The 26517-nt window shown below is 60.6% G+C and carries 28 protein-coding genes and 1 pseudogene; 8 read left to right on the top strand and 21 right to left on the bottom strand.

The features are described from left to right. The first annotated feature begins 80 nt into the window (after positions 1–80). On the top strand, positions 81–455 hold the full coding sequence (locus B0E55_RS10050; RefSeq protein ID WP_019745356.1) for a nitroreductase family deazaflavin-dependent oxidoreductase: 375 nt from the start codon (positions 81–83) through the stop codon (positions 453–455). Positions 456–464: 9 nt separating this feature from the next. On the opposite strand, the gene B0E55_RS10055 is transcribed toward B0E55_RS10050, so the two are convergent. The 4 genes from B0E55_RS10055 to B0E55_RS10070 all read right to left on the bottom strand — a co-directional run bounded on the left by B0E55_RS10055 (position 465) and on the right by B0E55_RS10070 (position 3951). Beyond that, entirely contained in the window at positions 465–1016 is a 552-nt protein-coding gene (locus tag B0E55_RS10055) for a TetR/AcrR family transcriptional regulator (RefSeq protein WP_019745357.1), read from the bottom strand. A gap of 27 nt (positions 1017–1043) precedes the next feature. Beyond that, positions 1044–1730: an ABC transporter ATP-binding protein gene (locus B0E55_RS10060; RefSeq protein WP_021331951.1), complete on the bottom strand. Its 687-nt coding sequence runs from the start codon at positions 1728–1730 to the stop codon at positions 1044–1046. Then, a complete protein-coding gene (locus B0E55_RS10065; protein WP_020909183.1) occupies positions 1727–2857 on the bottom strand; it encodes an ABC transporter permease in 1131 nt (376 codons plus the stop codon). Before B0E55_RS10065 ends, B0E55_RS10060 begins: the two co-directional genes overlap by 4 nt. 143 nt (positions 2858–3000) lie before the next feature. Further along, positions 3001–3951 (bottom strand): TauD/TfdA dioxygenase family protein, encoded by a 951-nt coding sequence (locus tag B0E55_RS10070; protein ID WP_080909644.1) that lies wholly within the window; start codon positions 3949–3951, stop codon positions 3001–3003. A 128-nt stretch (positions 3952–4079) separates the two neighbouring features. Here B0E55_RS10070 and B0E55_RS10075 point away from each other — a divergent pair, with 128 nt between their 5' ends. The 3 genes from B0E55_RS10075 to B0E55_RS10085 all read left to right on the top strand — a co-directional run bounded on the left by B0E55_RS10075 (position 4080) and on the right by B0E55_RS10085 (position 7414). Beyond that, positions 4080–4895 (top strand): MerR family transcriptional regulator, encoded by an 816-nt coding sequence (locus B0E55_RS10075; RefSeq protein WP_019745361.1) that lies wholly within the window; start codon positions 4080–4082, stop codon positions 4893–4895. A gap of 99 nt (positions 4896–4994) precedes the next feature. Next, a complete protein-coding gene (locus B0E55_RS10080) occupies positions 4995–6536 on the top strand; it encodes an alpha/beta fold hydrolase (RefSeq protein WP_241896043.1) in 1542 nt (513 codons plus the stop codon). 92 nt (positions 6537–6628) lie between these two features. Continuing rightward, a complete protein-coding gene (locus tag B0E55_RS10085) occupies positions 6629–7414 on the top strand; it encodes an IclR family transcriptional regulator (protein WP_019745363.1) in 786 nt (261 codons plus the stop codon). A 5-nt stretch (positions 7415–7419) separates the two neighbouring features. Here B0E55_RS10085 and B0E55_RS10090 read toward each other — a convergent pair whose 3' ends face one another. The 14 genes from B0E55_RS10090 to B0E55_RS10155 all read right to left on the bottom strand — a co-directional run bounded on the left by B0E55_RS10090 (position 7420) and on the right by B0E55_RS10155 (position 20794). Next, on the bottom strand, positions 7420–8175 hold the full coding sequence (locus B0E55_RS10090) for an SDR family oxidoreductase (RefSeq protein WP_007732761.1): 756 nt from the start codon (positions 8173–8175) through the stop codon (positions 7420–7422). Further along, on the bottom strand, positions 8162–9892 hold the full coding sequence (locus B0E55_RS10095; RefSeq protein WP_019745364.1) for an IlvD/Edd family dehydratase: 1731 nt from the start codon (positions 9890–9892) through the stop codon (positions 8162–8164). Before B0E55_RS10095 ends, B0E55_RS10090 begins: the two co-directional genes overlap by 14 nt. After that, entirely contained in the window at positions 9885–10778 is an 894-nt protein-coding gene (locus B0E55_RS10100) for a 3-keto-5-aminohexanoate cleavage protein (RefSeq protein WP_020909189.1), read from the bottom strand. The genes B0E55_RS10095 and B0E55_RS10100 overlap by 8 nt, the downstream gene beginning before the upstream one ends. Further along, a complete protein-coding gene (gene dhaL, locus B0E55_RS32160) occupies positions 10775–11404 on the bottom strand; it encodes a dihydroxyacetone kinase subunit DhaL (RefSeq protein ID WP_080909662.1) in 630 nt (209 codons plus the stop codon). The genes B0E55_RS10100 and dhaL overlap by 4 nt, the downstream gene beginning before the upstream one ends. A gap of 32 nt (positions 11405–11436) precedes the next feature. Beyond that, on the bottom strand, positions 11437–12432 hold the full coding sequence (locus tag B0E55_RS32165; protein WP_029537040.1) for a dihydroxyacetone kinase subunit DhaK: 996 nt from the start codon (positions 12430–12432) through the stop codon (positions 11437–11439). Beyond that, positions 12429–12815, bottom strand: a complete 387-nt coding sequence (locus B0E55_RS10115) for a hypothetical protein (protein ID WP_241896044.1) — start codon at positions 12813–12815, stop codon at positions 12429–12431. Before B0E55_RS10115 ends, B0E55_RS32165 begins: the two co-directional genes overlap by 4 nt. A 47-nt stretch (positions 12816–12862) precedes the next feature. Continuing rightward, entirely contained in the window at positions 12863–13219 is a 357-nt protein-coding gene (locus tag B0E55_RS10120; RefSeq protein WP_127160019.1) for a hypothetical protein, read from the bottom strand. 58 nt (positions 13220–13277) lie between these two features. After that, positions 13278–14198 carry a 3-keto-5-aminohexanoate cleavage protein gene (locus B0E55_RS10125; RefSeq protein ID WP_019745366.1) on the bottom strand — a complete coding sequence of 307 codons (921 nt, stop codon included), beginning with the start codon at positions 14196–14198 and terminating at the stop codon, positions 13278–13280. Beyond that, entirely contained in the window at positions 14188–14952 is a 765-nt protein-coding gene (locus tag B0E55_RS10130; protein WP_019745367.1) for an SDR family NAD(P)-dependent oxidoreductase, read from the bottom strand. The genes B0E55_RS10125 and B0E55_RS10130 overlap by 11 nt, the downstream gene beginning before the upstream one ends. A 2-nt stretch (positions 14953–14954) precedes the next feature. Then, entirely contained in the window at positions 14955–15497 is a 543-nt protein-coding gene (locus B0E55_RS10135) for a VOC family protein (RefSeq protein WP_024488162.1), read from the bottom strand. A gap of 136 nt (positions 15498–15633) precedes the next feature. Continuing rightward, positions 15634–17013 carry an MFS transporter gene (locus B0E55_RS10140; protein WP_019745369.1) on the bottom strand — a complete coding sequence of 460 codons (1380 nt, stop codon included), beginning with the start codon at positions 17011–17013 and terminating at the stop codon, positions 15634–15636. 205 nt (positions 17014–17218) lie between these two features. After that, positions 17219–18739 (bottom strand): AMP-binding protein, encoded by a 1521-nt coding sequence (locus B0E55_RS10145; protein ID WP_019745370.1) that lies wholly within the window; start codon positions 18737–18739, stop codon positions 17219–17221. Between the two features lie 73 nt (positions 18740–18812). Beyond that, a complete protein-coding gene (locus B0E55_RS10150; RefSeq protein ID WP_080909646.1) occupies positions 18813–19934 on the bottom strand; it encodes a DUF5938 domain-containing protein in 1122 nt (373 codons plus the stop codon). Between the two features lie 56 nt (positions 19935–19990). Further along, entirely contained in the window at positions 19991–20794 is an 804-nt protein-coding gene (locus B0E55_RS10155) for an SDR family NAD(P)-dependent oxidoreductase (protein ID WP_019745372.1), read from the bottom strand. 307 nt (positions 20795–21101) lie between these two features. Here B0E55_RS10155 and B0E55_RS10160 point away from each other — a divergent pair, with 307 nt between their 5' ends. Then, positions 21102–21704 carry a TetR/AcrR family transcriptional regulator gene (locus tag B0E55_RS10160; protein WP_020909198.1) on the top strand — a complete coding sequence of 201 codons (603 nt, stop codon included), beginning with the start codon at positions 21102–21104 and terminating at the stop codon, positions 21702–21704. Positions 21705–21728: 24 nt separating this feature from the next. Here the strand turns inward: B0E55_RS10160 and B0E55_RS10165 are convergent, their stop codons facing one another. After that, entirely contained in the window at positions 21729–22322 is a 594-nt protein-coding gene (locus B0E55_RS10165) for a TetR/AcrR family transcriptional regulator (protein ID WP_019745374.1), read from the bottom strand. Positions 22323–22438: 116 nt separating this feature from the next. Here B0E55_RS10165 and B0E55_RS10170 point away from each other — a divergent pair, with 116 nt between their 5' ends. From B0E55_RS10170 to B0E55_RS10180, 3 genes are all read left to right on the top strand, one after another. Continuing rightward, entirely contained in the window at positions 22439–23200 is a 762-nt protein-coding gene (locus B0E55_RS10170; RefSeq protein ID WP_029537047.1) for an enoyl-CoA hydratase-related protein, read from the top strand. 241 nt (positions 23201–23441) lie between these two features. Beyond that, positions 23442–23957 carry an OsmC family protein gene (locus B0E55_RS10175; protein WP_019745376.1) on the top strand — a complete coding sequence of 172 codons (516 nt, stop codon included), beginning with the start codon at positions 23442–23444 and terminating at the stop codon, positions 23955–23957. 37 nt (positions 23958–23994) lie between these two features. Further along, the gene (locus B0E55_RS10180) at positions 23995–25308 is read left to right on the top strand and encodes a bifunctional o-acetylhomoserine/o-acetylserine sulfhydrylase (RefSeq protein WP_019745377.1); all 1314 of its coding nucleotides are present in this window, start codon (positions 23995–23997) and stop codon (positions 25306–25308) included. A gap of 64 nt (positions 25309–25372) precedes the next feature. On the opposite strand, the gene bphC is transcribed toward B0E55_RS10180, so the two are convergent. Together bphC and B0E55_RS10190 are read right to left on the bottom strand one after the other, a co-directional pair. Beyond that, on the bottom strand, positions 25373–26293 hold the full coding sequence (gene bphC / locus B0E55_RS10185; protein ID WP_020909199.1) for a biphenyl-2,3-diol 1,2-dioxygenase: 921 nt from the start codon (positions 26291–26293) through the stop codon (positions 25373–25375). A 35-nt stretch (positions 26294–26328) separates the two neighbouring features. Further along, positions 26329–26517, bottom strand: a pseudogene (locus tag B0E55_RS10190) (hydroxylase); the annotation flags it as partial.

Consider the following 26517-nt stretch of genomic DNA (forward strand, 5'->3'; position numbering starts at 1 on the left):
GACAACCTTACATCCGTAAGTCACCCTTACAGGTGTAAGCCAGCCTTACGTTCGTAAGGCGCTCGCGAAGGGAGACCGCAATGCCGATGCCGAGATGGTGGGGACACGTCAACAAGCGAGTGTTCAATCCTCGCGCGATCTCGAGCGGGAAATGGCCGATACTGACACACGTCGGACGCACATCCGGCACGACCTACCGGACACCTCTCGACGCCTATCCGGTCGAGGGTGGCTATGTCTTCATTCTGGTGTACGGATCAGGCTCGGACTGGGTGCAGAACGTCTTGAAAGCGGGGAGCGCTCGACTGTCGGTCGACGAGACGGAGGTGAGCCTCGGCGCCCCGCGCCTCGTCGCGAAAGACGAAGCATTTCAAGCTCTTTCCTCAGACGTGTCCCAACCCCCGAGACTGCTCCGCATCACCGAGTACCTTCGGATGGATCTGATTACGGCCTGAGGCTGCCCGTCACGCGAGGACCTCACGCACGGCGGACCTGACTTCGTCCATGCTGCAACCGGATTCGATCAGTTCAGTACCCGTATGCACCAGCGAGTTGATCAACTTGGCGGTGAGCTTCGGGTCCGAAACGCCACGGAGGCGAAGGGCCTCGACAAGCGGAAGCACAAGACTGTCGTGCATTTCCATGATCCGCGAATCTCGAAACGTTTGCGGGGTCAGCGTCGCCAGCGCTCCGACTATCGCATGCTCCCCGTCGGCAACCAGTTGGAGGTTTGCTTCGACGTAAGCCCATATCGGATCGTCTGCGCCTGCCATCGCCTCGACGATCTTGTCGTTCCAGCGCGGGAACATATCTTCGACGACGGCACTGAGGAGATCTTCTCGGGACCGGAAGTAGTGGTAGGCACTCGACCTGGCGAGCCCGGCCTTCGCTGCCACCTCACCGAGCCCTGGCGGCCGGTCCGGGGTCTCGGACAGAAGAGCGTGTGCAGCGTCGAGGAGGGCACGGCGCTGAGCAGCACGATGCTCGACCACAGTGGGGGCATCGATCCTCGGCACCGAATCTCCTCCAGTCCCCTTGCGGGCTTACTCGCTCTGACGCAATCGACCATCAACCATTTCGAGGATGCGGTCGCAGTGCCCGAGCACGTCGTGATCGTGGGTCACCATGATCGTAGCGACGCCGGCCTCGTGAGTTTCGCGCGAGAGCAGTTCAACCACCTCATGGCTACGCTTGCGGTCGAGAGCAGCCGTCGGCTCGTCGACGAGCAGTAGCGAGGGATTGCTCATCAATGCCCGAGCGATACCGACGCGCTGTCGTTCGCCGCCGGAGAGTTGACCAGGTCGACGATCCGCACGGTGGCTCATACCGACCGAGTCGAGCAATTCCTCGGGATCGCGCCCCGGCCGCCCCGTGAGCTTGGGAATCAGCCGAAGCTGATCGCGCGCCGTCAGCGCTGGAATCAGATTGCCGGATTGAAAGACGAAGCCGACCTTGTCTCGTCGAAGTTTGGCCAATGCACGGGCCGGCATCGCCGACACGTCGACGCCGTCGATGACAATCGTTCCACTCGACGGCCGACCGAGTCCGCCGGCCACAGCGAGCAAGCTCGACTTTCCAGCCCCTGACGGCCCGACGATCGCGACGAGTTCGCCGCCCGCGACCTCGAGGTCCACGTTGTCGAGGGCGAGCACTGTGGAGTCACCGTCACCGAATCGAAGACTGACAGCGGTCAATACCAGTCCGGTAGTGGTTTTTTCGACTGTGGTCATCGGTTTTCCCCCAATGCGGTGAGCGGGTTGACACGCGTAACGCGGACGATGGAAACGGCTGCGCCGATCAGCCCGAGTACCGCCAAGAGCACTGCGCCGTTGACGACAGGGCCGGACTCCAGAGCGAACGGCATCCCACCGCCTTCGAGTCCCGAGCCGAGCCCCAAGCCCAGCAACACACCGATGCCGATGGAACCAAGCAGCACTACCAGTGCCTGTGCCATGCCGTCGCGAAGCAGAAAGCCGGTGGAGGCTCCCATCGCACGCAACACTGCGAGTTCGCGACCACGCTGAACTGTCCAGATACTGAAGAATGCGCCGACGACCAGTGCGGAGATCGCGTACAGAAACGCCTTGATCATCGACATTGTCATCATTTCCGCGGAGAAGCCCGGTGAGGAGTCGAAAGATTCCTCGAGCGTCTTTGCAGACGTTCCCGCCGCCGCATCTCCCGACACGAGGTCCGGCACTACATCGTCCAGGCCCCGAATCGCAACGACACTCGCTTCGGAATAGGCACTGGCGTTGGCGGTTTCGCCGATCTTGGCACCGGCGTGAACCTCCTGCCAGGTACGCAGGGGCAGGTAGGCGACGTCTACGTGCCCGAAAGTGCGCTTGTCTTCGGTGAATCCGACAACTGTCAGTTCCGTACCGAGTCGATCGAGTATCACCGTGTCACCGATCGCAACACCATCATCACGGAAGGTAGAGCTGACGATGATGTCCGTATCGGCTTGCAGTCCCCTCCCGTCGGCGGTGACGGGCTCGAGGAAGGAGCCAGGTTCGATACCGAAGAGCGTGAGATCGACAGGCGTGCCACTGCGAGTTTTTGCATTGACGATCATGTTGCCGAAGAGCTCGGCGTCTTGGACATCGGGTTGCATGCGCCATGCCTGCGCCTGCTCTTCGGTGACGACCGAGCGCGAAAACGCCGAGTCGGCTTTGGTGTCCGGGGCGAAGGCAAACGACTGGATCGGCGTCCGCTGCAAAGCGGAGACACCGTCGTTGACCAGGCCGGACGAGAGGCCGGACAGGATCACCATCAAGATCGAGATGAGGGCAACCACGGCGCCCATCAAGAGGAATCGGTTTCGCGCAAACCACAGTTCACGCAGGGCGAGGAACATTCGGGAAGCTCCAAAGTCGTCGGTGCGAGTTACGCCGACTTTTATCGACGCCTTGTCGAAATCATATCGACAAGGCGTCGAAAAACTATGTGAGGTGCGTTACTACTATTCGTAGTAGACATCGTGAGGCACTGAGCGTCGTATCAGTCCCCGACGCCCACTGGCCGATCGCCGACAATCGAGATTCGATCCATCACACGACGAGCCGGGAAGTAGTCACTGGCCGCGTAATGCTGGCAGGTCCGATTGTCCCAGAAGGCAACAGTATTCGGCTCCCACTTCAGTCGGACCTGGAATTCCGGACGATTGACGTGGCGATACAGCATCGTGAGAAGTTCGTTCGATTCCTCTTCGGATACGCCCAAGATCCGTTGCGTGAAGGTCATGTTGACGAACAACACCCGCCTGCCGCTTTCCGGAATGACCCGAACCACCGGATGCTGCACCGCGGAGAACTTCGGACGCAACATCTCGACCGCATCCGCCGGCATCGACCTGCCGAACGAGTTGATCCAATCATGTTCTGCAACAAGCGGGTCGATACGCTTCTTGACGTCTTCCGGAAGCAGATCGTAGGCAGCAGCGGTGTCAGCCCACAACGTGTCACCACCCACCTCTGGCACCTCGACTGCACGAAGCACGGCGGCAAATGAAGGAAACTCGTGCCACGTCACGTCGTTGTGCCAGTTGTTCTCGACGCCGCCAACCATTGCATCCTTGGCCAGCGTCGTGACATCGACGTCCGTCTGCCCTGGCTGCGTGTACTTGAAGAACGGATGCTGTTCGAGATCGCCCCAACGCTCGGCAAAAGCTCGATGTTCTGCTCGGCCGAGGTCCTGATCCCGAAAGAAGAGGACTTTCCATTCGAGGAGAGCGCGGCGAAGTTCCGCAATCACGGCATCAGACAGGTCCCCACCGAGTCGAATGCCGGAGATTTCCGCTCCGATCGTCGGCGTGACCGCCTTGACCGCAAAGTGTTCGTACGGCGCCGGAACTACGGACTCGGGATTCCGGCGAGCGACAAGTGGACCATAGGCAGCAAGCGGATCGGTGGGGATCGGAAAGATCGTTGCCGCAGGCAAAAGGGTAGCCATCAAGGCACTTCCTCGGAATCGACGATGTCGTAACGGACAAAATTTAGATTAAGGCTATGTCCTTAACGTGTCAACGGTCACGTTCTCCGGCGCGCACCTTGACCCTGACGCCGCGTCAGGGTTGGAGAATGGTTTCCACAGACGAAATCCGAATCGACAAACGGGAGGGCGAGGCGATGATGACCATCGGCGAGCTGGCGAATCTGGCCGGCACCACCGTCAGATCCGTGCGCTACTACCACTCGAACGGGCTTCTCGAAGAACCACAACGCCAACCCAACGGCTACCGCATGTACCGGGCGGTGGACCTGGCACGACTGAGCCGCATCCGCCGCCTGCGCGATCTGGGGATTCCTGTTGCCAAGATCGCCGAACTGCTCGACGGCGACGCTCACGACACCCGGTCCGCACTCGACGCACTCGACAAGGAACTGGCAGCCAAGGCCGAACAGATCGCGGTTCAACGTGCTCACATCGAGTCGCTACGCCGCAACGCCGATCCCGAACTACCCGACGCGTTTTCGGAAGTGCTCGCACAGTATGTCGTTGCCGGTGCACCGACAGCGTGGATCGACAACGAGCGCGAACTCCTGATCCTCGCGCTCACCGTCTCCGGGGGTGATCCCGAAGTCTGCGATTCACTCCTGAGCGCACACCGCCGGGCGTTGGCGAAGCCGAACCGCAAGCAGGCAATCGAATTGATTACTCGCATGTACGCCCTCACCGACGCTCCGGCGGACGCCGACACGATTGCGGCCCTTGCCATTCAGTTCTGCGATTTCACCGAGAGAGTGCTTCCTGAACAGGCCGCACCGGAACGCCCTTCACCCACCCGGTTGGTAGCGGTGCTGCGCGAGCACCAAGCAGATCGAAGAACCCCGACCCAGGAAAGATTCGCGAAGGCTGTAGCGGCCGAGTTCGCTGCCCGCCAGTCTCGACCCTGAAACTCCGCCACTGAATCCCCACATCGGAAGTGGGGTGATCAACGCTGCCCGAAAATGGGCTCGAAACAAGGACACGACACGACAATGACTGGATCCATCATGCCCAGATCACGCACGCCTCGACCACGAAAGTGGCTGGCTACCACAATCGCCGCCGCCGCACTCGCAGTACCTGCACTGGCGGCGTGCTCGGATCCTGCTGCTCCGCAGGAAGATCCACAATCGAATCTCAGCGCGTTCTACGACCAGGATGTCGAATGGTGGCCATGCGCCACAGACACCGGAACATCGACGGCAAGTGACTGCGCCATGGTCACAGTACCTTTGGACTATTCCGCCCCTGACGGCAAGACAATCGAAGTGGCGATCTCGCGGGTCGCGTCCACCGACCCCGCACAGCGACGCGGGATCTTGCTCACCAACCCTGGTGGCCCGGGCGGCCGAGGACTGGGATTGCCCGAGATTCTGAATGCCGGGATGACACCGGAAGTCGCAGCGGCATACGACGTCATCGGCATGGACACCCGAGGGCTCGGCAAGAGCACGCCGATCGACTGCGGCGTCGAGCAGATGACATGGATGCGTTCACCGGGTACCACAGAGGAAGGGTGGAACGAAAGTGTTGCGCTCGCACGCGAGGCCGCTGACACATGCTGGGACAAGTACCCGGACTATCTGCCGCACATCAATACTCAGAACATCGCCCGCGACCTCGACGTGATTCGTGGCGCCCTCGACCAGGAGAAGGCGTCGTACTTCGGGTGGTCGTACGGCACATATCTTGGTGCGACCTATGCGCAAATGTTCCCAGACAGGACCGACCGTGTGGTTCTCGACAGCGCACCGGACCCGAAGAAATACGGTTACGAGATGTTCCAGGACATGGGCCCGGCCAATGAGAAAGCGATCGACGGATTCTCACAGTGGGCAGCAGAACGCAATTCCACCTATGCACTCGGATCGACGCCCGCCGAAGTTCGCGCCCTCATCGAGAAGCTGATCTCGGACGCTGCCACCACTCCGATTCAGATCGGTGACTACGCCGTCGACGATCACGTCCTTCCATTCCTGATGTACGTCAACGGAACCGGGGACACCGAAAAGGAAAGCGAGGCATTCGCGCAGGTATTGGTTCAGTTGCGCGAACTCGCCGCAGGCAAGACCGTCGAGGACATCCATCCCCAGCTGACGGGACTGATGCAGGCGTGGTTCCAGACCGAATTGGGGACCGGCCCTGACTATGCCGGAACAATCGCCATTGTCTGCGGAGACGTGTCGATGCCGAGCGATCCCGCGTGGTATCGCAACAAGTTGGAGGAGCACCGTGGTGATCAGCCGATCTTCGCCGGCACGCACAACACGATCATGCCCTGCGCGTTCTGGCGCAGTGAGGCCCCGAAGCGGATCGACATCGACAACAACGTTCCGGCATTGCAGATCCAGGCAACCAGTGACACCCGCACGACGTACGACGAAGGCCTCGGCATGCACGAAGCGATGAAAGGCTCACGGCTCGTGACAGTTCCAGGCCGCACTCATGCGGTGTTCCCGGGCTACGCGAATACTTGCGCAAACGCCGCCGTCAACTCGTACCTGCTCGACGGCTCACTGCCCGCCGAAGACGTGGTGTGCGAGTCGTGACGATATCCGGCGATCCCATCACCGGAAGACCTGCGTGATCTGATGCGCGATTGCCCCTCGACAATCGCGCATCAGGCAGACAGAATAGTTCGGTGAGTCCCATTCATCGGGCCGATGGCGAGGTTTCCGCAATTGGTCGTTCCACCGAGATCCTGAAGACTTTTCGTGACAGCTCAGGCGTTCTCAGCGCAGCAGCGCTTGTTCGACGGACAGGCATGGCCAAAACAACGGTGTATCGAATGGTCGACGATCTCGTCCGAGTCGGGTTGCTCGAACGGCAAGGAACCAACTACCGCTTGGGTCTCCTCCTGTTCGAGATCGGCGAATCTGTTCCACGGCAGCGAAACCTCCGCGAAGCAGCGCGGCGCCACCTTTCGGCCTTGCGTGAAGCAACGGGGCACAACGTGGGACTCGCTGTATTGGACGGTTTCGACGTGGTTTACCTTGATGTCTTCCGTGGCGACGACGGACCACGCCTTCCGCAGCAAATCGGTGGTCGGTGGCCTGCACACGCAAGTTGTTCCGGCAAAGCAGTATTGGCGTTCACCAACTCTCGGGATTTCACGATGCCCACTGTCCTCGAAGCACACACCGAGAACACCATCACCGACCCCGAACTCTTCCACCGAGAACTGGATCGTGTTCGCAAGCGTGGTGTCGCCTTCGACCGCCAGGAAGCATTTCCCCGGATCGTCGGCGCCGCAGCACCAATATTCGGCCCGGACGAAGACGTCCTCGGCGCCATCTCCATTTCCGGTATGGCAGGCCGAATAAATCTGACCCGTATCGACGCGGCGGTGCGGACGACGGCAATCGCCATCTCACGTGATCTCTCGAGTGCCCAGTCCGTCGTCCGCCCTGTCCTACAACGACGCTGACGCCGTCAACCGCGCCCGACGTACGGCATCCGGTTTGCCATGATCGTCAGAGTCGGGACATTCACGTCGAGTGGTAGATCTATCAGTTGCACAACGGTGTTCGCGACATGACGAGGATCGAATGTCGGCTCGGGCCTGGTGGTGCCGTCAGCTTGTCGTGCCGAGTGGCCGATTCCGGCTGTCATGTCAGTTGCCGCATTGCCGATGTCGATTTGACTGCAACAGATGTCGAATTCTCGGCCGTCGAGAGAGATCGACTTCGTCAAACCTGACACACCGTGTTTGGTCGCGGTGTAGGCGGCACTGTCAGGCCGGGGCGTGTGAGCGGAGAGCGACCCGTTGTTGATGATCCGGCCTCCTCTCGGATCCTGTGTTTTCATGATACGAATCGCTTCACGCGCACAAAGGAATACGCCGGTGAGATTGGCTGCGACTGTCGCGTTCCACGCTTCAGGATCGATCTCGTCCACACTCCCCGACGGACCGAATGTCCCTGCGTTGTTGACAAGCACATCGAGTCTGCCGAAACGCTCAGTCACGGATGTGAACAACCGGTGAACCGATTCGGGCGAGGACACATCAGCGGGAATTACCACTGCACGCTCGTGACCCCCACCTGTCGCTTCCAAGCTCACGCTGTTTCGACCAGCCAATACAACGTGGTGTCCTGCATCGAGTAGACCTCTGGCCATTGCGCGGCCGAGTCCCGACCCTGCACCGGTCACGACCACGACTCGGCCGACACGCTCAGTGATTGTCACCGTGTACCTCCGTTCCACGCCTGCCCACCAGGAAATCGAAATCGACTCCGCGGTCGGCCTGCATCACATGATCCACGAACAGTCGTTGATACCCACTCGTACTCTTTTGTACGCGTGGCGGCAACGCCTCGAGACGCCTGGCCAGCTCGTCGTCGTCGACGAGTACACGCAAGACTCCACGAGCAACATCCAACTCGATCAAATCACCATCCCTGACCGCGCCGAGAGGCCCACCGGCTCCCGCTTCAGGCGCAACGTGCAAAACGACTGTGCCGAAGGCTGTTCCGCTCATTCGCGCATCCGAGATCCTGACCATGTCTCGCACACCCTGCTCGAGCAGCCTTCGAGGGAGTGGCAGATTACCTACCTCTGGCATACCCGGAAACCCCTTCGGTCCAGCACCGGTGAGGACGATGACGTCGTCGGCTTCGATGTCGAGATCCGGCGAGTCGACGCGCGCCGAGAAGTCGTCCATTCCGTGAAACACGACCGCACGACCCACGTGGCTGAGCAACTCGGGCGACGCCGCAGACGGCTTGATCACTGCACCGTTCGGCGCGAGATTGCCGGTCAATACCGCTATGCCGGCTTGCTCCAGCAACGGTGCCGCCGTGCTACGAATTACGTCGTCATCCCAAATCGTTTCGCCGGAGTTGTTCTCACCGAGAGTCATTCCGGTAACCGTGGCGGCATCCAGATGGAGGATGTCTCCGAGCTCGGCGATCACCGCGGGCAGTCCGCCTGCGTAGAAGAAATCTTCCATCAAATAGGTACCCGAAGGCATGAGGTTGACCAGCAGGGGAACGTCACGACTCTGCTCCCCGAAATCGCTGAGTTCGAGGGGAATTTCCAGCCTCCCGGCGATGGCAAGCAAGTGCACCACAGCGTTGGTGGACCCACCGATAGCCGTGTTCACCTTGATCGCATTCTCGAATGAATTTCGGTCGACGACCGAAGACATCGTCAGGTTCTCGACGACCATCTCCACGATTCTCACGCCGCTGTCGCGTGCAAGTACACGTCGCCGTGAATCCACTGCCGGGATCGCAGCATTACCGGGCAGCGTGAGGCCCAAAGTCTCGACAATCGAAGCCATCGTCGACGCGGTGCCCATAGTGTTGCAGTGACCAGGCGATCGAGACATCGCCGATTCCGCTGCTCTGAACTCACATTCGCTCATGCACCCCGCTCGCACTGCTTCACTCATCTCGAACACCGAGGTTCCAGATCCGACAGTTTTACCTTGATGGCGGCCGTTCAACATGGGCCCACCGGATACGACAATGGTGGGAAGGTCACAACTGGCTGCGCCCATTACCAGCGCCGGGGTGGTTTTGTCGCAGCCGCAGAGCAGTACGACGCCGTCGATCGGATTGGCTCGAATCGACTCCTCCACGTCCATGCTGACGAGGTTCCGATAGAGCATCGTGGTGGGGCGGATGATCGTCTCACCCAATGACATCACCGGAAACTCAACTGGAAATCCGCCCGCTTCGATGACACCCAGTCGCACCTGCTCGGCCAGATCTCTGAAGTGAGCGTTGCACGGCGTGAGCTCGGAATACGTGTTGCAGATACCGATAACCGGTCGGCCGTCGAACATCCGATCAGGGATACCCTGGTTCTTCATCCACGAGCGGTGGATGAATGCATTGAGATCATTGCCTCCGAACCAATCCTGCGAGCGAAGTGTTCTACTCGTCGGTGTTCTACTCATCCGAACCCTCCAAACCAAGGATTGCCCTTGCCTCCCCAGGTGTTGCAGGCTGCATTCCGAGTCGCTGGACGATGTCGACGATGTTCTCCACCAAACGAACGTTCTCGGCCGGCTCCCCATTCGCGAGAAACGGATAGTCTTCGATTCCCACACGCACGTGCCCACCGAGCACGAGTGCATGAGTCAGACCACGCAGTTGATCTGGCCCGCTGATGCTCACGGAGAAGACCGATTTCTCCGGTAGGTGTTCCACCATCTGCTGCAAGATCTGCGGGGAGTACGGCATCGCATTCTGAAAAGTTCGATCAAGTCCCAGTACAAGATTGACGAGGTGCGGGCCAGGCTGCTCTTCGGTCAACGTACGTATCTCCTGGAGCAGATGTGACGGGCTGAAGGCCTCCCATTCAGGTTTGATTCCTAGTTCGCGCATTGACGCTGCCAGTTCGGCGGCACGACTGGGCGGCGTGTCCATCAGTACCTCACCGACCGGTGATGTCACATAGGCCGTGATGGCATCGAGCGTGCATGTGTCTGCTCCGCCATGCAGGCCCTGCAGCCTCGCGTCCCAGTCCACGACGCGCGTTCCGTCACTGCGAACACTCACCATGTCACCGTTGACTCCGCCGCCGGTCGAGTTGTTGATCACGATGTCGCAGCTTTGGCGGACAAGCGTATTCATCCGCCGATAGATTGCGGCATCACAGGTCGCTTGATCGTCCGGTCGTCGAGCATGAAGTGCTGCCACGCTGGCTCCAGCGCTGTGGCAGCGTGCCACATCCGCCGCAATCTGCTCAGGCTGAGTCGGAATGAACGGATTGTCGGCAACAGTGAGGAAGCCACCCGTCGGGGCAACTGTGACGATGACCTTGTCTCGCAGATCGCTCATGCCGGAACGCTCTTGTAGCTGGATGCGGCGAAGAACATGGCAATCGCCGATGCCCCAGGGTCCTCGACGCCCCTGGCGTGTTCTCCCACGTAGGTCGCGCGTCCGCGGCGGGCGAGCATCGCGCGAGTCGATTCGGCGCCGAGCCTCGCAGCCGTGGCCGCAGAGCGCAAGGCAGCAGACAAGGTTGCCCCGCTGACTGCCGCCTCGGTCAATGCGCTGGTTGCGGGGACCATGGCGTCGACCATGGTCTTGTGACCCACCTGGGCATTGCCGAGACGCTGCACCGCAGCTGTCGCCGTACCTAGGGCAGAAGCCAAGTCTGTTGCGGTCACTTCAACTCCAGAGACTGCTCCGATCCGGCCGAACCACAGACCGAGAAGTGGTCCGCTTGTCCCACCGATGCCGAGAAACGCATCCGACGTACGGGCGAACACTTCACCAGGACTGGTCGGCGGGTCGGAACGAAGTCGTTGCACCGCACTTCGCAGGCCCGTCCGCAGATTCATTCCGAAATCGCCGTCTCCGACAAGCCGGTCCAAATCTGTGAGGGAATCGAATTGATCTTCGGCGGCGTCGGCAAATCGATCGATCCACGCCCGAGTGTCCCCAACGCTCAACGTTGTCATCATGAAACTCTTTTCAGTAGTGCATATTCGAGTTACCAAGCGAGAGCGGGAGTGCGTACCGTTGCATCCCAGAGATCCACAAACTCCTCGGTCGAACGGAGAAGGGTGATAGAGAGCCCGTGCATATCCAATGCAGTGACGAAAGAACCTGCAATCACCCGATCCAAACCGATACCGGCATCCCCGAGGAAAGACTTCAATTCTGCAGTGGCAATCGATAATTCGAGTCCATGTGTTGCCCCTAGCCCATTCACTATCGCTATCACACCATCCCCGCGCTCCACCCCGACAGCATCGAGGATCGGCTCCGACAACTGCGCCACGAGTTCGGCGGCAGGAACCGTCGGACGCGTCTCACGTCCACGCTCGCCATGGATTCCGATGCCGAACTCCATCTCCCCCGGCGCCAGTTCGAAGGACGGACGATCCTGTCCGGGAGCCGTGCACGAGCGGAAAGCTGCACCCAACGTCGCCGACGCCGCCACCACCCGGCGCCCCAGGTCAGCGATCTCGGAAAGCGCCCAGTGCCGTTCCGCGGCCGCCCCACAAATCTTCTCCACGGCGATTACCGCAGCGGTACCACGACGTCCAGGTCCACCCTCGTCTGCAGTCGTCGTCGCGAGGTCGTCGTCGACCATCACGATCTCCACTTGCCGCTCAGTTCCGAGTAACTCGGCCGCGATCGAGAAATTCAGTTTGTCTCCGGTGTAGTTCTTCACGATGAGAAGTGCACCCCGTCCGGTCTCGACAGCATTGACCGCAGCACGGATCTGAAAGGCTGTGGGACTGGCGAAGACCGACCCAGGAACTGCGGCGTCCAACATGCCGGATCCGACGAACTCCGCGTGTAACGGCTCATGCCCGGCCCCGCCACCTGAGACCAACACAACTTTGTCTCGGGCGACAACCGCGCGAGTCACAAACAACGGATCTCGGTGGTAGGAGAGCATTTCCGGGTGCAGGATCTGAAGTCCTTCGAGCGCTTCGCGGACTACATCCTCGGGCCGGTTGACCACATGGCCGATCATGACGAACTCTCGGACGCCGACATTGGGCCGACAGGGAAGCGAACCGCAAACGCACTCACACACGTGCGAACGTTGTCACCGACCCGTATCCCAGCCGCCGCTGCGGGCTCGTTGACATACGAAACAGTTCCGTTGTGCCACATATCCATTCCATTGCTGATCTCGGCAGAGTCGTGACTGACCGCTACGCCGGCAAGTCCCGAATCTCCCATGCGGACGATTCCGATGATCCCCGCGTTGTCCTTGCCGATTCCGGCATCGTTCAGCACAGCCAACGCACAGCCCGTCGCAATCGCCATCCGCCCTGACTCTTGACCTCCGTTGGATGCCGCAACGACGATGCGGTCGCGGTCCGACCGTTCGATCTGCGACATACTGTCCATGACGACAATCTGTCTACCGTTCTCCACACCGACAATGTTCCGAAACATCAGTCGACGCTCCTCTCTATCAGTGCCAGCACTTCTTCGGAAACGCGGCTGCCCACACGCACACCCGCTGCGACTGCAGTCGGATTGGCATACGTCACGATGCCGCACTCCCACACGTCCTTGCCATCTCCGATACGCGAACTCTCGTGTCCGACTGCAATGCCGACGATCTTCTGGGCGTCGATCGCAGCCAAACCTGCGATTCCTGCCTTGTTCTTCCCTATGCCGGCGTCATTGCACACCACAACACGAACCCCGAACCCGACGGCGTACTCTCCAGCACTCGTCCCTCCGTGTGATCCGGTCACGATCACATCACCGGCCTGAGCCGAGGAAGCAAACGCAATCGAATCCATGATCCACACTCTCTTTCCGTTAGAGGAATGAACCAAAGTAGGTTCGGCACCTTCGGTTTCAACTACTCGCATGGACATCCACCCCTAGAATTCGACGTGCCTGATCAGGACTTGCGGGTTCACGCCCGTACCGCCGAGCGATCGAAACAACTTCGGCGACCAGATCAGGTGTGGAGGGGTATCCCAGTTCTTCGTAGTGGTAGTCACCGGCACCGATTGCTACATGGCCCCCGCGCTTGATCGACTCCTCCGCTGCTGCAAGAACATTGCCTCGGTAGGCCGAGACGATCCACTCCACTGGAAGATCAGTCGGCAGGAGGTCCAGTTGCGCACGTAGCCCTGCTGCTGTCGCCGGATGTGCAGCCGGAAACTCGTCACCACCGAGAATGAAAGCGATCACCAATGGTGACGACGGATTCCGCACCCTTGCGTGGGCGAAGATCGCGCGCGTCCAACTCACGTTGAATGACGTCTGATACGGCACCAGACCCAATTCACCAGCGCGCGAAAGTAACTCGATCTGTGTTCGAGTGTCGTTGACGAAGACCCTGGAATCGGTTGCGAACAAGCCTGTCGTCGCATCGATCAAGTCCATCGCCGCACAGCCCATATCGACGACCAAGAAGTCGGAACGTCGTTTCGGATCACTTTGGTTCGGGGCAAGATTCGACAGCCGCTCATCTATCGTGTAGCCGGGAACATTGGCCATCGACGGCGCAAGCAGCAGATTCGATACCGCCCGAACCCGCTCGACGATCTCTCCGTAGGTCGCCGCCGAGTGATCCACGCCGCCGTCCACGGCTCGACCGTGAAAATGCATCAACGACGCCCCCGCATCCTCACAAGCGCGAGCAGTGTCGGCTATTTCGCTGGGCGTCCACGGAATGTGGGGATTGGGTGCGCGCATGGTGTTCTCGTTGACGTGCACTCCGATGATTACCGGTTTCTCCGTTGTATTGGACGTTGCGTCAAGAGTCATGTCGCTCCTTCGCAAGATTCCAACCGGCTGTCATCGACTGACCTCCGTCGACCGTCCACGTCTGACCCGTCACGAAACCGGCGCCGGGACCAGCGACAAAGGTCACGACTTCGGCAATCTCAGCCGGCTCCGCGTAACGGCTCAACGGGATCGACTGCAAGATGGCGCTCTGCATTTCAGGGCTCTGGGCCCGACTTGCAAGCGGTGTCCGCGTCGAACCCGGTGCAACACAATTGACTCGGATCCCCTCGCCGGCGAGCTCGATCGCGAGTTGTGTGGTCAACGCGACCACGCCACCTTTCGAGGCGGAATACGCGGCACGGTCTACGCTGCCGCGTAGGCCGGAAACCGAGGCAATTGTCACCACCGATCCGCCGCCATCTCCGGCGAGCAGATCCACGAACTCCCTGACCACCGCAAACGTGGAAACGAGGTTCAGCTCGAGGGTTCGCCTGAATCGATCGGGTGTGGTGTGCCGGATCGGCGCGTTGTCCGCGGTTCCCGCCGAGGTCACAACCGTGTCGACACGACCGAACAGCTTTTCGGCGACGTCGCGAAGCCGTCGGATATCCCCCTCATCGGTGACATCCACTCGAACGCCGACTGTCCGTGTATCTGGTTCTGGCGCAGTGTCTCCGGATGTATGCGACAGGTCGGCAGAGATGACATTCCAACCCAAGTCGGCGAATCGTTTGCACGTTGCCAGGCCGATCCCCGATGCGCCACCAGTGACGATCGCTACCTTCCTACTCACGACTACAGCACCTTCCTCATGTCGCGAATGGGATTCGACCCGTCCCACTCCTTCGATGCAGCCTCGACTGCGCGAAACAGATCACCCTTCCTTCCGCTGACCTCCGAGATTTCGATGACTGTTCCCGGATACGGGCCGTCCTCGTAGTACACGAATCGCTCGTCCGGAGCGCCACTACCGGACCTACCACTCTGCAATTCGACGAGCCCTCGGTTCTTGGATTCCTCCATATATCGATCGAAATCCGTTGTCCAGTAGGCAACATGTTGAAGTCCTTCGAGCCCGCGATCGGCGAACTCGCGAAATGCCGACGGCTCATCGTTGTGTTGTTGAATCAGCTCGATCTGCGCGCTTCCGCTGTGCGCGAGCGCCACACTGAATCGAGGCGCACTCGACTTGCCACGGAAGACGAAGTCGTTCAACGGTTGGTCCTCCACGAAGAAGAAGGGGCCAACGCCGACAACGTCGATCCAATGCTTCAGCGCACTGTCGATGTCGTTGACCACAAAACCCAATTGGCGCAAAGGCCCGAAGTATCTACTCACGAAGTCCTCGTTTGTTCGTTGCCGACGAAACCACGGTCGACGACTGTGATCCTGATAAGTGATGATGTCCTGCGCATGCTCGCCTGAAGAATGAAGAATTCCCCTTGATCGGGAATCTTTCGGGCCGAGACTCGGCTCAAACCTGCTCAGGTGCAACCAAGGTTCCGGCGTCGCGCTCCGCCCGGTAATCCAGAGTCAGTTGGGCGTTGGCCTTGTCGGCCTTTCTGGTGATCACCTTGAGCAGCAGCACGATCAATGCTGCCGTCGCCAGCACCGCGGAGTACACCCCGATTGCCGGTGTGAAACTGTTGGTCGCGTCCTTGATCCAGCCGGTGACCTGTGGACCGAAATAGCCTCCGAGGTTACCCATTCCGTTGATGACACCGAAACCTGCCGCCAAGGCAGCGCCGGTAAGGAAGCTCGAAGGCATGGTGATGAAGATGCTCATCGAACTGTAGAGACCGATCCCGGCGATGCAGAATCCGAAGATGGCGACAACCGGTGTGGTGAAGAACAGCGCAGCAATAGCAAAACCGAGTGCTGCGACCGATGCGGCGATGGCGAAGTGCACGGGGCGCTCTCCGGCGCGGTCCGAATGGCGCGTCCACCAGATCATCGGTCCGATCGCAATCAGTGCAGGTAGTGCGGCAACCCATCCGATCTGATTGGTGCTCATCCCGAATTGCGCGTAAATCTGCGGCATCCAAATCTGGAAACCGTTGAGGCTGAATGTGAAACAGATGAACACGGCGATCAACACCAGTACTCGTGGGTGCACGAGTCCCTGGAGGAAGCTGTGCTTACCGACGACCGCTTCGCGCTCTTGCGCCTCCGACTCGAGCGTATCGGTGAGCCAACCGCGTTCTTCCTCGGAGAGGAACTCCGCCTCGGAAGGCTTGTCCCGCAGAACCTTGTAGATCACAAACGCCATGACCACGGCGGGGACGCCGGTGAGAATGAATACCCATCGCCATCCGGAAAGCCCGAGAAAGCCGTCGATAGCCATCAGGTGTGTGGTGATCGGAGTACCCAGGCCGGAGATACAGATGAAGGTCACGATCCACGCCATTGCTTTGCCTCGATCCCGATTCGGGAACCACTTCGAGACGAAGAACAGCATGCCGGGCGAAAAGCCGGCTTCGGCAATACCCAACAGGAATCGTGCTGCCACCAATCCGCTGGCACCCTGAACGAACGCGGTTCCGATGGTGACCACGCCCCACGTGATCATGATTCGTGTGATCCAGCGCCGCGCACCGACCTTTGTGAGGATGTAGTTGCTCGGGGGTTCGCAGATCGTGTAACTCCAGAAATAGATTCCGGCCGCAAACCCGAACATCGAGGCCGATATTCCGAGTTCTTTGTTCATCGTCAATGCTGCAACGCCGATGTTCAATCGGTCGAGATACAGGACGATGTATGCCAATCCGATGACCGGCATGAAGCGGAGCATGACCTTCCGGACGGTCCTGGCCGGAAGGGGAAGTTGCTCGGTGACTGTTCTTTCGTGACGCATGATTCACCTCGTACTCATTCGAACACATCATTGTGATGGCTGACACAGAGACGATGCGGGTCGCGATTCGAACTTCACAGACACGATTCCCGATGATCGGTACTCGATTCGTGAGCAATCGACCGGCCGCGGTGACAAGAAGGCGGAGTGCCTGTCGGTTTCGACAGGCACTCCGCGCGGTGAAACATAGGCGTTCCGGGGGTATTCAGCCAGTCAGCTCGCTTTTGATCTCGTTCTTGAGAACTTTGCCGACCTTGGAGCGAGGTAGATCGTCCCAGACGATGACTTGCTTCGGAGTCTTCACACTTCCGATGCGAGACTTCACGAAAGCCATCACCTCGGCGCCGTCGATGTCTGCGCCGAGGTGTGGCTGCACCACTGCCACAACACGTTCGCCCCACTTGTCGTCCGGCAACCCGATCACTCCGCAGTCCTGAATCCCCGGATACGCCATGAGTGCCTGCTCCACCTCGACCGAATAGACGTTGAAACCGCCGGTGATGATCATGTCCTTCGCACGATCGACGATGAACAGGAAATTGTCCTCGTCCAGGTACCCGATGTCGCCGGTGTGATGCCAGCCGTGGGCTGACGCTTCCGCGGTTGCGTCGGAGTTCTTGTAATAACCCGCCATCACCAACGAACTGCGAATCACCACCTCACCACGCTCGCCACGTCCGAGCAGCGCGCCTTTGTCGTCCATGATCCCCACGGTCACCAGCGGCGACGGTCGACCCGCCGACGAAAGTCGTGACGTTGCGACAGTGCCGTCCGGGCCGAAATGCTCCTTCGGTGACATCGTCGAGATCATCATGGGGGCTTCACTCTGCCCGAACAGCTGAGCCATGACCGGTCCGATCTTGTCGATCGCCTCCTCTAGCCTGGTCGGGGAGATCGGTGCCGCGCCGTACCAGAAACACTGCAGCGAGCTACGATCCGTTACCGCGAGGTCCTCGTGCTCGAGCAACATGTAGATGAGCGTCGGCGGCAGGAAGGTGTGAGTCACCTTGTGCTTCTGAACGTTCGCGAGGAAGTACCCGAGATCGGGCTTCGGCATGATCACCACTTCGCCGCCGAGGGCCATGATCGGGAAGCACAAAACACCGGCGGCGTGAGTCAACGGCGCCAACGCCAGATACACCGGGCGCCCCTCGAATGGATAACTCATCAAAGTGATTGCGGTCATCGTCTCGATGTTGTGCCCGGTCAACATCACGCCTTTGGGGCGGCCCGTCGTACCACCGGTACCGACCAGCATGGTGACGTCGTCGGGCGCCGCGGCGTCGAGTTCTTCTTCCCCGAGCCAGCTTTCGAGGGACTGTGCCGAATCCCATTCGCCGTCGATACAGACGAGCGTCACCAACTGTGGAAGCGCGTCCTTGATCTGGTCGACAAGCGGCGCATAGGACTTCTGGAAGAACAGAGCGCGACAATCGAACAGATCCAACAGGTCTCGGTTCTCCGCAGCTTCGTTGCGGGGGTTGATCGGGCACCAGACCGCGCCAGCCCTACTGATACCGAATACGCAGGAGAACGAGATCGGGTCATTGCCGGACAGAATCGCGACCTTCTCGCCCGCCGCGATGCCCGAAGCAGCGAGCGAAGCTGCGAAGCGTCGGCTGAACTGTTGCACCTCGCCGTAGGAGAGAGTGCGCTCCCCCATCGTCAAACACGGTGCGGTGGAACCAAGAGAGGCTCCCTTGTCGAGATAGTCGGTCAAACGCATGGGGAGCCTCCAGGGCGGGGCTCCCGGCGCGATGCACGCCGGGAGCCGTGAACATGATGACGAGGGCGACGAGCTAGGCGTTGATGGTTACTTCCGGCTCCAGAGCCAGCCCGAAACTACGCAGCGCGCCGAGTAGTTCGCGATGGCCGAACGCCTGGCAGGCCGAGGCAAGCCCGGTCCTCTTGGGCGCCTGCTGAAGCAACGAATGCGCTGCATAAGCGTGCAGGAGGCCCGTCTGCTTGTAGTTGCAGTTTCCGTGGATCACGACGTGCGAGCGACCCAGCGGTCCCGACGCGTAGACGGAGTCGAGTGAGGTGTTGATGCGCGGATTTTCACGAGGGGGCATACCCGCCTGAACCGAACCGGCGATCTCGGCCAAGGCGGCTTCCTGCTCGTCGGCGGGCAGGGTCTTGATCTGCTCCTCCACGATCTTCTGTGTCGCGACAACACCTTCCATCACGGTGCGGTCGAACACCCCGCCCGCAGCCTTGACGTTGGAAACTCGCGGATCGTTCTTGAACCACACGGGGTGGCAAGTTCCGCCCCACGGCAATGCAAGCGCAGTTTCGTGCTGGCCGGGAACGACGACGTCGAAAGTCTGGCCGGGCGCCCACTGCACGTACTTGTTCTGCTCGAGGTAGTACCAGTTCGCCTTGAGGATGGTGAAGATCGTCTGAGTGGAGGCGTAGGTGGGAAATCCCTTCCACAGCACGAGAATGTCGAGCGTATCGAGACCCGGCGTTTCCAGTGCGATGTTGGCCGCGATCTCACCGGTGGTGTACATCTGCGCGATACCGGGCGAGAGAAGCAGACCCTTCTGCTGGTACTTGTCGCCGAATTTCTCCTGGACGTCGAGTACCCAGTCCTGCTCACCGGTGGTGTCCATGTAGTGGCAACCGGCATTCAACGCAGCCTCGACGACGGTGCCGCCAAGCTTGATGAACGGCCCGACCATGTTGCTGACAACCTGTGCGCCGGTGAACAATTCGGTCAGAGCCTCGACCGTGTGCTCGACCTCGACGACCTCGTGATCGACGGTGTCCAAACCGGGGATCTTGTCGAGGACCTCTTGGATTCGAGCGGCATCGCGGCCGGCTGCGATGAACGGGATGTTGAACTCGCGCAGGTATTCACACACCAGACGGCCGGTGTACCCGGAGACTCCGTAGACGATGACTGGCTTCTTTTCGGACATGTTCGTGGAACCTTTCGAAGACGTGAGAAGGGTGTACGTACGAATGGGGAGGGCAGTTACATGCCCATACCACCGTCGACCGGTAGGCCGATTCCGGTGATGAATCGCGCGGCGTCGGAGGACAAGAACACCACGGCGTCAGCCATGTCGTTCACTTCACCGAGGCGGCCGAGCGGGGTGAGACCGATGACGTCGCCGACTGCCGCTTCGGCACTGGGCCACAGGCCGAGCTTCTCCATGTCCGCCGCGAGTCCGAGACCCATCTCCGTGGCGACGAGGCCCGGGTAGATGCAGTTGACGCGGACTCCGTAGCCGAGCTTGCCCGACTCGGCGGCGGCAACTCTGGTGAAGCGATCGACCGCGGACTTGGTCGCGGAGTATCCACTTATCCCGGGAAACGGAATGGTTGCGGCCACTGAAGAGATGTTGATGATGGAGCCGCCGGTTCCGGCTACGCCACCCGGACGCATGCTGCGCAGTCCGTGTTTGGTTCCGAGCGCTGTTCCGAGGATGTTGACCTCACACATACGGCGGATGTCGCCCGGATCGAGGTCAACCACCAGCGAGGAAATCTCGATGCCTGCGTTGTTGACGAGGATGTCGAAGCCGCCGAGAGTCTCCGCGGTGGCGGCGACTGCCTCTTCCCAGTTGGCGTCGTCGGTGACGTCCAGCTTTACGAACCCGGTTTTGACTCCGCCCGAACCAACGGCCTCTGCGGTGGCACGACCTTCGTCTTCGAGAACATCGCCGATCATCACCGACGCCCCCGCCTTCGCCAACGCCTCAGCCATTCCGGCTCCGAGCCCCTTGGCACCACCTGTGACCAGTGCTTTTCGTCCCTCGAGATCAAACACGCTCATTTTCGACTGCCTCCATGACTGAAACGACTCTCGCGATGCCACCGTTCACAGCGACGCTGCCAAGTGGTGTGAGTCACAGAGTATTCAACTTTGGACGAGTGTCAAGAGAAATCTTGACGACTGTCAAGATTTTGTTACACGCTCGTCAAAGACCAGGGGTTACACTGATTCGGACGCGGCGATCGTGCCGCTGTGGAAACCGCAGGGAACAGGACGTGCCATCGTGACCACGACAGTCGAGAAGCCAAGTGGGGCAGGAAAAAAGGCGGTTCCTGTCTCTTCGGAGAAGCGGTCCAACGCAGACAAGGTGTCACGTCGTCAGGTCGACAAATTCTCCGAGCGACGTGATCAACTGGCCGAGGCCGCACTGCAAACGCTGGCCGAACTGGGCTACGCACGCACGAGCCTGCGCGAAATCGCCCAGAATTCGGAGTTCTCCCACGGCGTCCTGCACTACTACTTCAGCGACAAGGTCGATCTCATCACCCACTGCGTGCGCCACTACAAGGCACGCTGCGTCACCCGCTACGACGGCATCGTCGCCACCGCTCAGACGCCGGAGGAACTGAAAACGGGTTTCGGCGCGCTGCTCGCCGAGACCATGATCGACGAGCCGACGATGCACCGCCTCTGGTACGACCTGCGCGCGCAGTCGATGTTCGAGGAGTCGTTCCGAACCGACGTGGCCGCGATCGACGAGAGTCTCGAAAACATGATCTGGCGCATCGTCTCTCGCTATGCCGAGCTTCTCGACGTGGAGCCCTCGGTCACCTCGCCGGCGATGTACGCGATCTTCGACGGCCTGTTCCAGCAGAGTCTTCTTCGCCACCTGTCCGGTGATCAGACTGCCGCGAACTATCTTTCGGAGAGCGTCCAGCAGATGCTGCCCCTGGTAGTGCCCACACCCTGAGCCGGCACCACGTCCTGAGTCGGCTCAGCGAGCAGCGATGCCTTCCGCGACGTACCTGGCACCGCGATCGAATTCGCCGACCACGTCGTAATCGGCGTCTTGCCGCCAGAAGCGGACCAACGCTCCGTACGTACCGCCGATCATCTGCGCGAGAAACAGCGGCGGGTAGTCCGATCTCACTTCGCCGGCTTCGATACCGGCAGTGACGATCCGCAGAAGTTCCACATGGAACCGATGATCGTGTGCCGCCCCCGCTCCGGAGGAGGCGAAGTCGCGCTCGAGTTCTGCAGTCACCATGCGCAGATAGCGCGGATGCATGATCGCTTGTTGCGCAAAGTCCTGAAAAATCCGGGAGATCCGATCAGAGGTCGGCATCGGAGATTCCATGAGCTGATCCACCAGTGCCGCAAGCTGATCGAGATGATCACTGTGCAGCGCCTCGAGAACCGAGTCCTTGCCCTGGAAGTAATTGAAGAAGGTGGCTCGCGACACCTCGGCTCGCTCGGCGATGTCGTCGACGGTCGTGCTGGCGAAACCCTTTGCCGAGAACAGAATTCGAGCAGCTAAGAGCAACCTGTCGTTGGTATCGCGCTTGTTCTGTTCTCGTTTGGAAATCACGTCGACCTGCCTTTCTCCGCCTCAGGACACAGTCTTCGCCACAGTCCGGAATGTGTCCAATGTCGGTCTCGCCAGTTGACGCACCACTCCTTCGATAGATGGACTACAGTCCAATTATGTCGACTGTTTCCACAGAACGCCACGACCGCGTTCTCATCGTCAGGATCGAACGCGAAGAACGTCGTAATGCGATCAATCGTGAAACTGCCGAGGGAATCGAAGCCGCACTGAACCTTCTCGACGACGACCCTTCTCTGTGGGTCGGCATCATCACCGGAACCCCCAACATCTTTTGCGCCGGAACCGATATCCGAGAGCGAGCCGACCTTCGCATGCCTCGCGGCGGTGAGTACGGCGTCATTCGGCGTCAGCGAAACAAGCCTCTGATCGCCGCAGTGGAGGGATACGCGCTGGGCGGCGGCTTCGAAATCGCATTGGCCTGCGATCTGATCGTCGCTTCCGCCACAGCCCAATTCGGTCTACCCGAAACCAAACGTGGTCTGGTTGCGACGTCCGGTGCGCTCTTTCGGGCGCCACGTGCCCTTCCGATCAATGTCGCTCGCGAACTCCTGATCACCGGGCGCACTCTCGATCCCGATCGGGCCAAAGATCTCGGCGTCGTCAATGCAGTGACTGCCCCGGGTAAGGCGCTCGACGAGGCTCTGGTGATGGCGGCCGAGATCTGCGAGTCCTCTCCGACCTCGGTAAGCCTGAGCCTGAAGGCAATCGACGCTCTCTACGCCGAGGCCGATACTGCCGGATGGACCATCACCGACGACGCGAAGGACGCGGTGCTCCGATCGCCGGACATCGCCGAAGGACTCGACGCTTTTGCGAGCCGTCGGACGCCGCAGTGGAGCGGACTGCCGCCCACATGAGCGACCACGATCCGAGACGGATTTCCTATAGGGCTGGTCGGAAAGGGTGGGAACCGGTTACAGTCTCTTCCGTGACGGGAATTGGCGCATACGAGACGGGCACGCTGCTGACGCGGCGACGCCATGTCGATTTTGCGCACGTCTGTACATCCGGGTGTCCGATCTACTGATCGGACCTACGACGTGAGCGCCGCTCACGTCGATACTCGTATGTACACCCAGATCAGGGGATATTTCTGTCATGACCACCGCTTCGATCTCGCACCTGAGTTCCGTCGTAGCAGCCAATGCCGACGCCATCGACAAGGACGCAAGCAAAGCGCACGTCGTCTTCAAAGCATCCGCTCAGGCGCACGACGCCGTTGCCAGCACCATTTCTCTCGGTAAGTACACCGTCGAGGTCGACGAGCCGCCGGCCCTCGGCGGCGAGAACACCGCAGCCAATCCCGTCGAGTACTACCTCGCATCCCTGCTCTCCTGCCAGGTGGTCACCTACCGTGTGTGGGCGGACAAGCTCGGTATCGCGCTCGACGACATCTCGGCCAGGGCAGAAGGCGACCTCGACGTTCGTGGATTCTTCGGATTCGACGATGCCGTCCGCCCGGGATTCTCCGAGGTTCGCGTCGTGGTGACCCTGACCGGTCCGGAAACTCGCGAGCGATACCTCGAGTTGCAGGAGACGGTCGACGCCCACTGCCCCGTACTCGATCTCACCCGAAATCCCGTCCCAGTGCATACAGTCGTCGAAACCGCCTGACCCGCACCAACCCACCTTCACCACGGAGTATGAATTCATGAGCGAGAACACCCCCGTCGACACCGATCCGACCGCCGATTGGTCGTTCGAAACCAAGCAGGTCCACGCCGGACAGGGCCCGGACAGCGCTACCAACGCTCGAGCGCTTCCGATCTACCAGACCACCAGCTACGTCTTCGACAACACCGACCATGCGGCGGCGCTCTTCGGCCTCGCCGAGCCGGGCAACATCTACACCCGCATCATGAACCCGACGCAGGACGCCGTCGAGCAGCGCATCGCCGCTCTCGAAGGCGGAGTCGCGGCTCTGCTGGTTGCGTCCGGTCAGGCCGCCGAGTCCTTCGCGATCCTCAACCTCGCCGAGGCCGGGGACCACATCGTCTCCAGCCCCCGCCTGTACGGCGGCACGTACAACCTCTTCCACTACACGCTGCCCAAGCTCGGCATCACCGTCGACTTCGTCGAGGACCCGGACAACCTCGATCACTGGCGTGAGGCAATCCGTCCGAACACCAAGGCGTTCTACGGCGAAACCATCTCCAACCCCAAGAACGACGTGTTCGACATCCCCGGCATCAGCGCAGTCGCCCATGAACACGGCATCCCACTGATCGTGGACAACACGGTTGCAACTCCGTACCTCATTCAGCCGCTGAAGCACGGCGCCGACATCGTCGTCCACTCCGCCACCAAATACCTTGGTGGACACGGCACCGCGATCGCCGGCGTCATCGTCGACGGCGGCACCTTCGACTGGACCCAGGGACGCCACACCAACTTCACGACCCCCGACCCCAGCTACCACGGCGTCACCTTCGCAGACCTCGGTGCACCCGCCTACGCCCTCAAGGCACGCGTTCAGCTTCTGCGCGACCTCGGCTCGGCCATCGCACCGTTCAACGCCTTCCTCATCTCGCAGGGCATCGAGACACTGAGCCTGCGCATCGAGCGCCACGTGTCCAACGCCCAGAAGGTCGCGAAATTCCTCGAGGGCCGCGCCGAAGTCACGTCGGTCGCGTACGCCGGACTGGAATCCTCACCCTGGCACGAGCGTGGAAAGCAGCTGGCTCCCAAGGGAACCGGCGCCATCGTCGCGTTCGAGCTCGCCGGCGGAGTCGACGCAGGCAAGAAGTTCGTCAACGCACTGACGCTGCACAGCCACGTCGCCAACATCGGTGACGTTCGCTCACTCGTCATCCACCCCGCGTCGACGACGCACTCGCAGCTCACCCCCGAGGAGCAGCTCGCTTCGGGTGTCACCCCGGGGCTCGTCCGCCTCGCGGTCGGTATCGAAGGAATCGACGACATCCTCGCCGACCTCGAAACCGGTTTGGCAGCAGCAGCTTCCTGATCGAGCACACGAAAAAGCTCGGTCCCGACAGGCGTCGGGACCGAGCTTTTTCGTTGCGTCAGAACTAGCTCTTGGGAGTGAACGCGGCCAGCGGTTCACTGTCGGACCAGTCATGGCCCCAGTAGCTGTCCGCCGTGATTTCCTCAGCGGTGTAGAAGGTTTCGTCGACAAGCGTGCCTTCACAACCGAACTCGAGATCCCAGCCACCGGGTGCGCGCACGTAGAACGAGACCATCTTGTCGTTCGTGTGGCGACCCAACGTCGAGGAGATCGAGAAGCCGAGCTTGGCAACACGATCGAGAGCCTGACCGACGGCGTCGAGAGTCTCGGCTTCCATCATCAGATGCACGAGACCGGGTTCGTCAACCGGCGGCGCCGGGCACAGCGCCAGGCTGTGGTGGCGCTGGTTGACACCCATGAAGCGAACGCGGCGAGCCGGCGGCGGCGCATCGATTCCGCCGAGACGGATGGAACCGCGCGGGAGGAATCCGAGCACCTCGGTGTAGAAGGTGTACGCCTCGTCGAAACGCGTAACCGGAAGCACCACATGGCCGAGTCCCTGATCACCGGTGACAAAGCGGCCGCCGTGCGGGGTGACCAACGGGCTGTGGTCGAGTACCGGTCCGAAGAAGACCTCGACACGGTTGCCGTTGGGATCGTCGAATGCGATGACCTGCTCGGCATCGCGGTAGCTGGCGTCGACCTCGGAAAGAACCTCGACCTCGACTCCGGCCTTCTCGACCTCTTCACGAACACGCTGGAGCGCGAACTGATCTCGCACTTCCCAGCCCACTGCGAGGGCCTTGTCCGTCTCACCGGGCAGGACAATCAGTCGCGCACGACGCTCGTCCAGGCGCAAGTAGAGGCCGTCGGCTTCCGGGCCACTACCGACCGCGAGGCCGAGTCCGTCGACCACGAGCTCGCGCCAGCGAGCCACGTCCTGCGTTTGGATCCTGAGATACCCCAGGCCCCGAATTTCAGTCATGCCTAACCGTCCTTGCTTCGAGAGTGATTGTGGGACTAGATCATCGAGCGGTGGATGCCCTGCGGTTCGCCACCGAGCTGCGAGAGCGTCGACGCGTGGAAGATGGAACCGGGTACGTGGATCGCGTGCGCGAGACCGGCATGCGCGTCACGCCAGAACCGCTGCATCGGCGTGTTCAACTGCAACGCGCCACCACCGGAACGAGCAAAGATCTCGTCCACCGC

It is taken from the genome of Rhodococcus sp. 66b (assembly GCF_002076325.1).
Taxonomy (GTDB): Bacteria; Actinomycetota; Actinomycetes; order Mycobacteriales; family Mycobacteriaceae; genus Rhodococcus_F; species Rhodococcus_F erythropolis.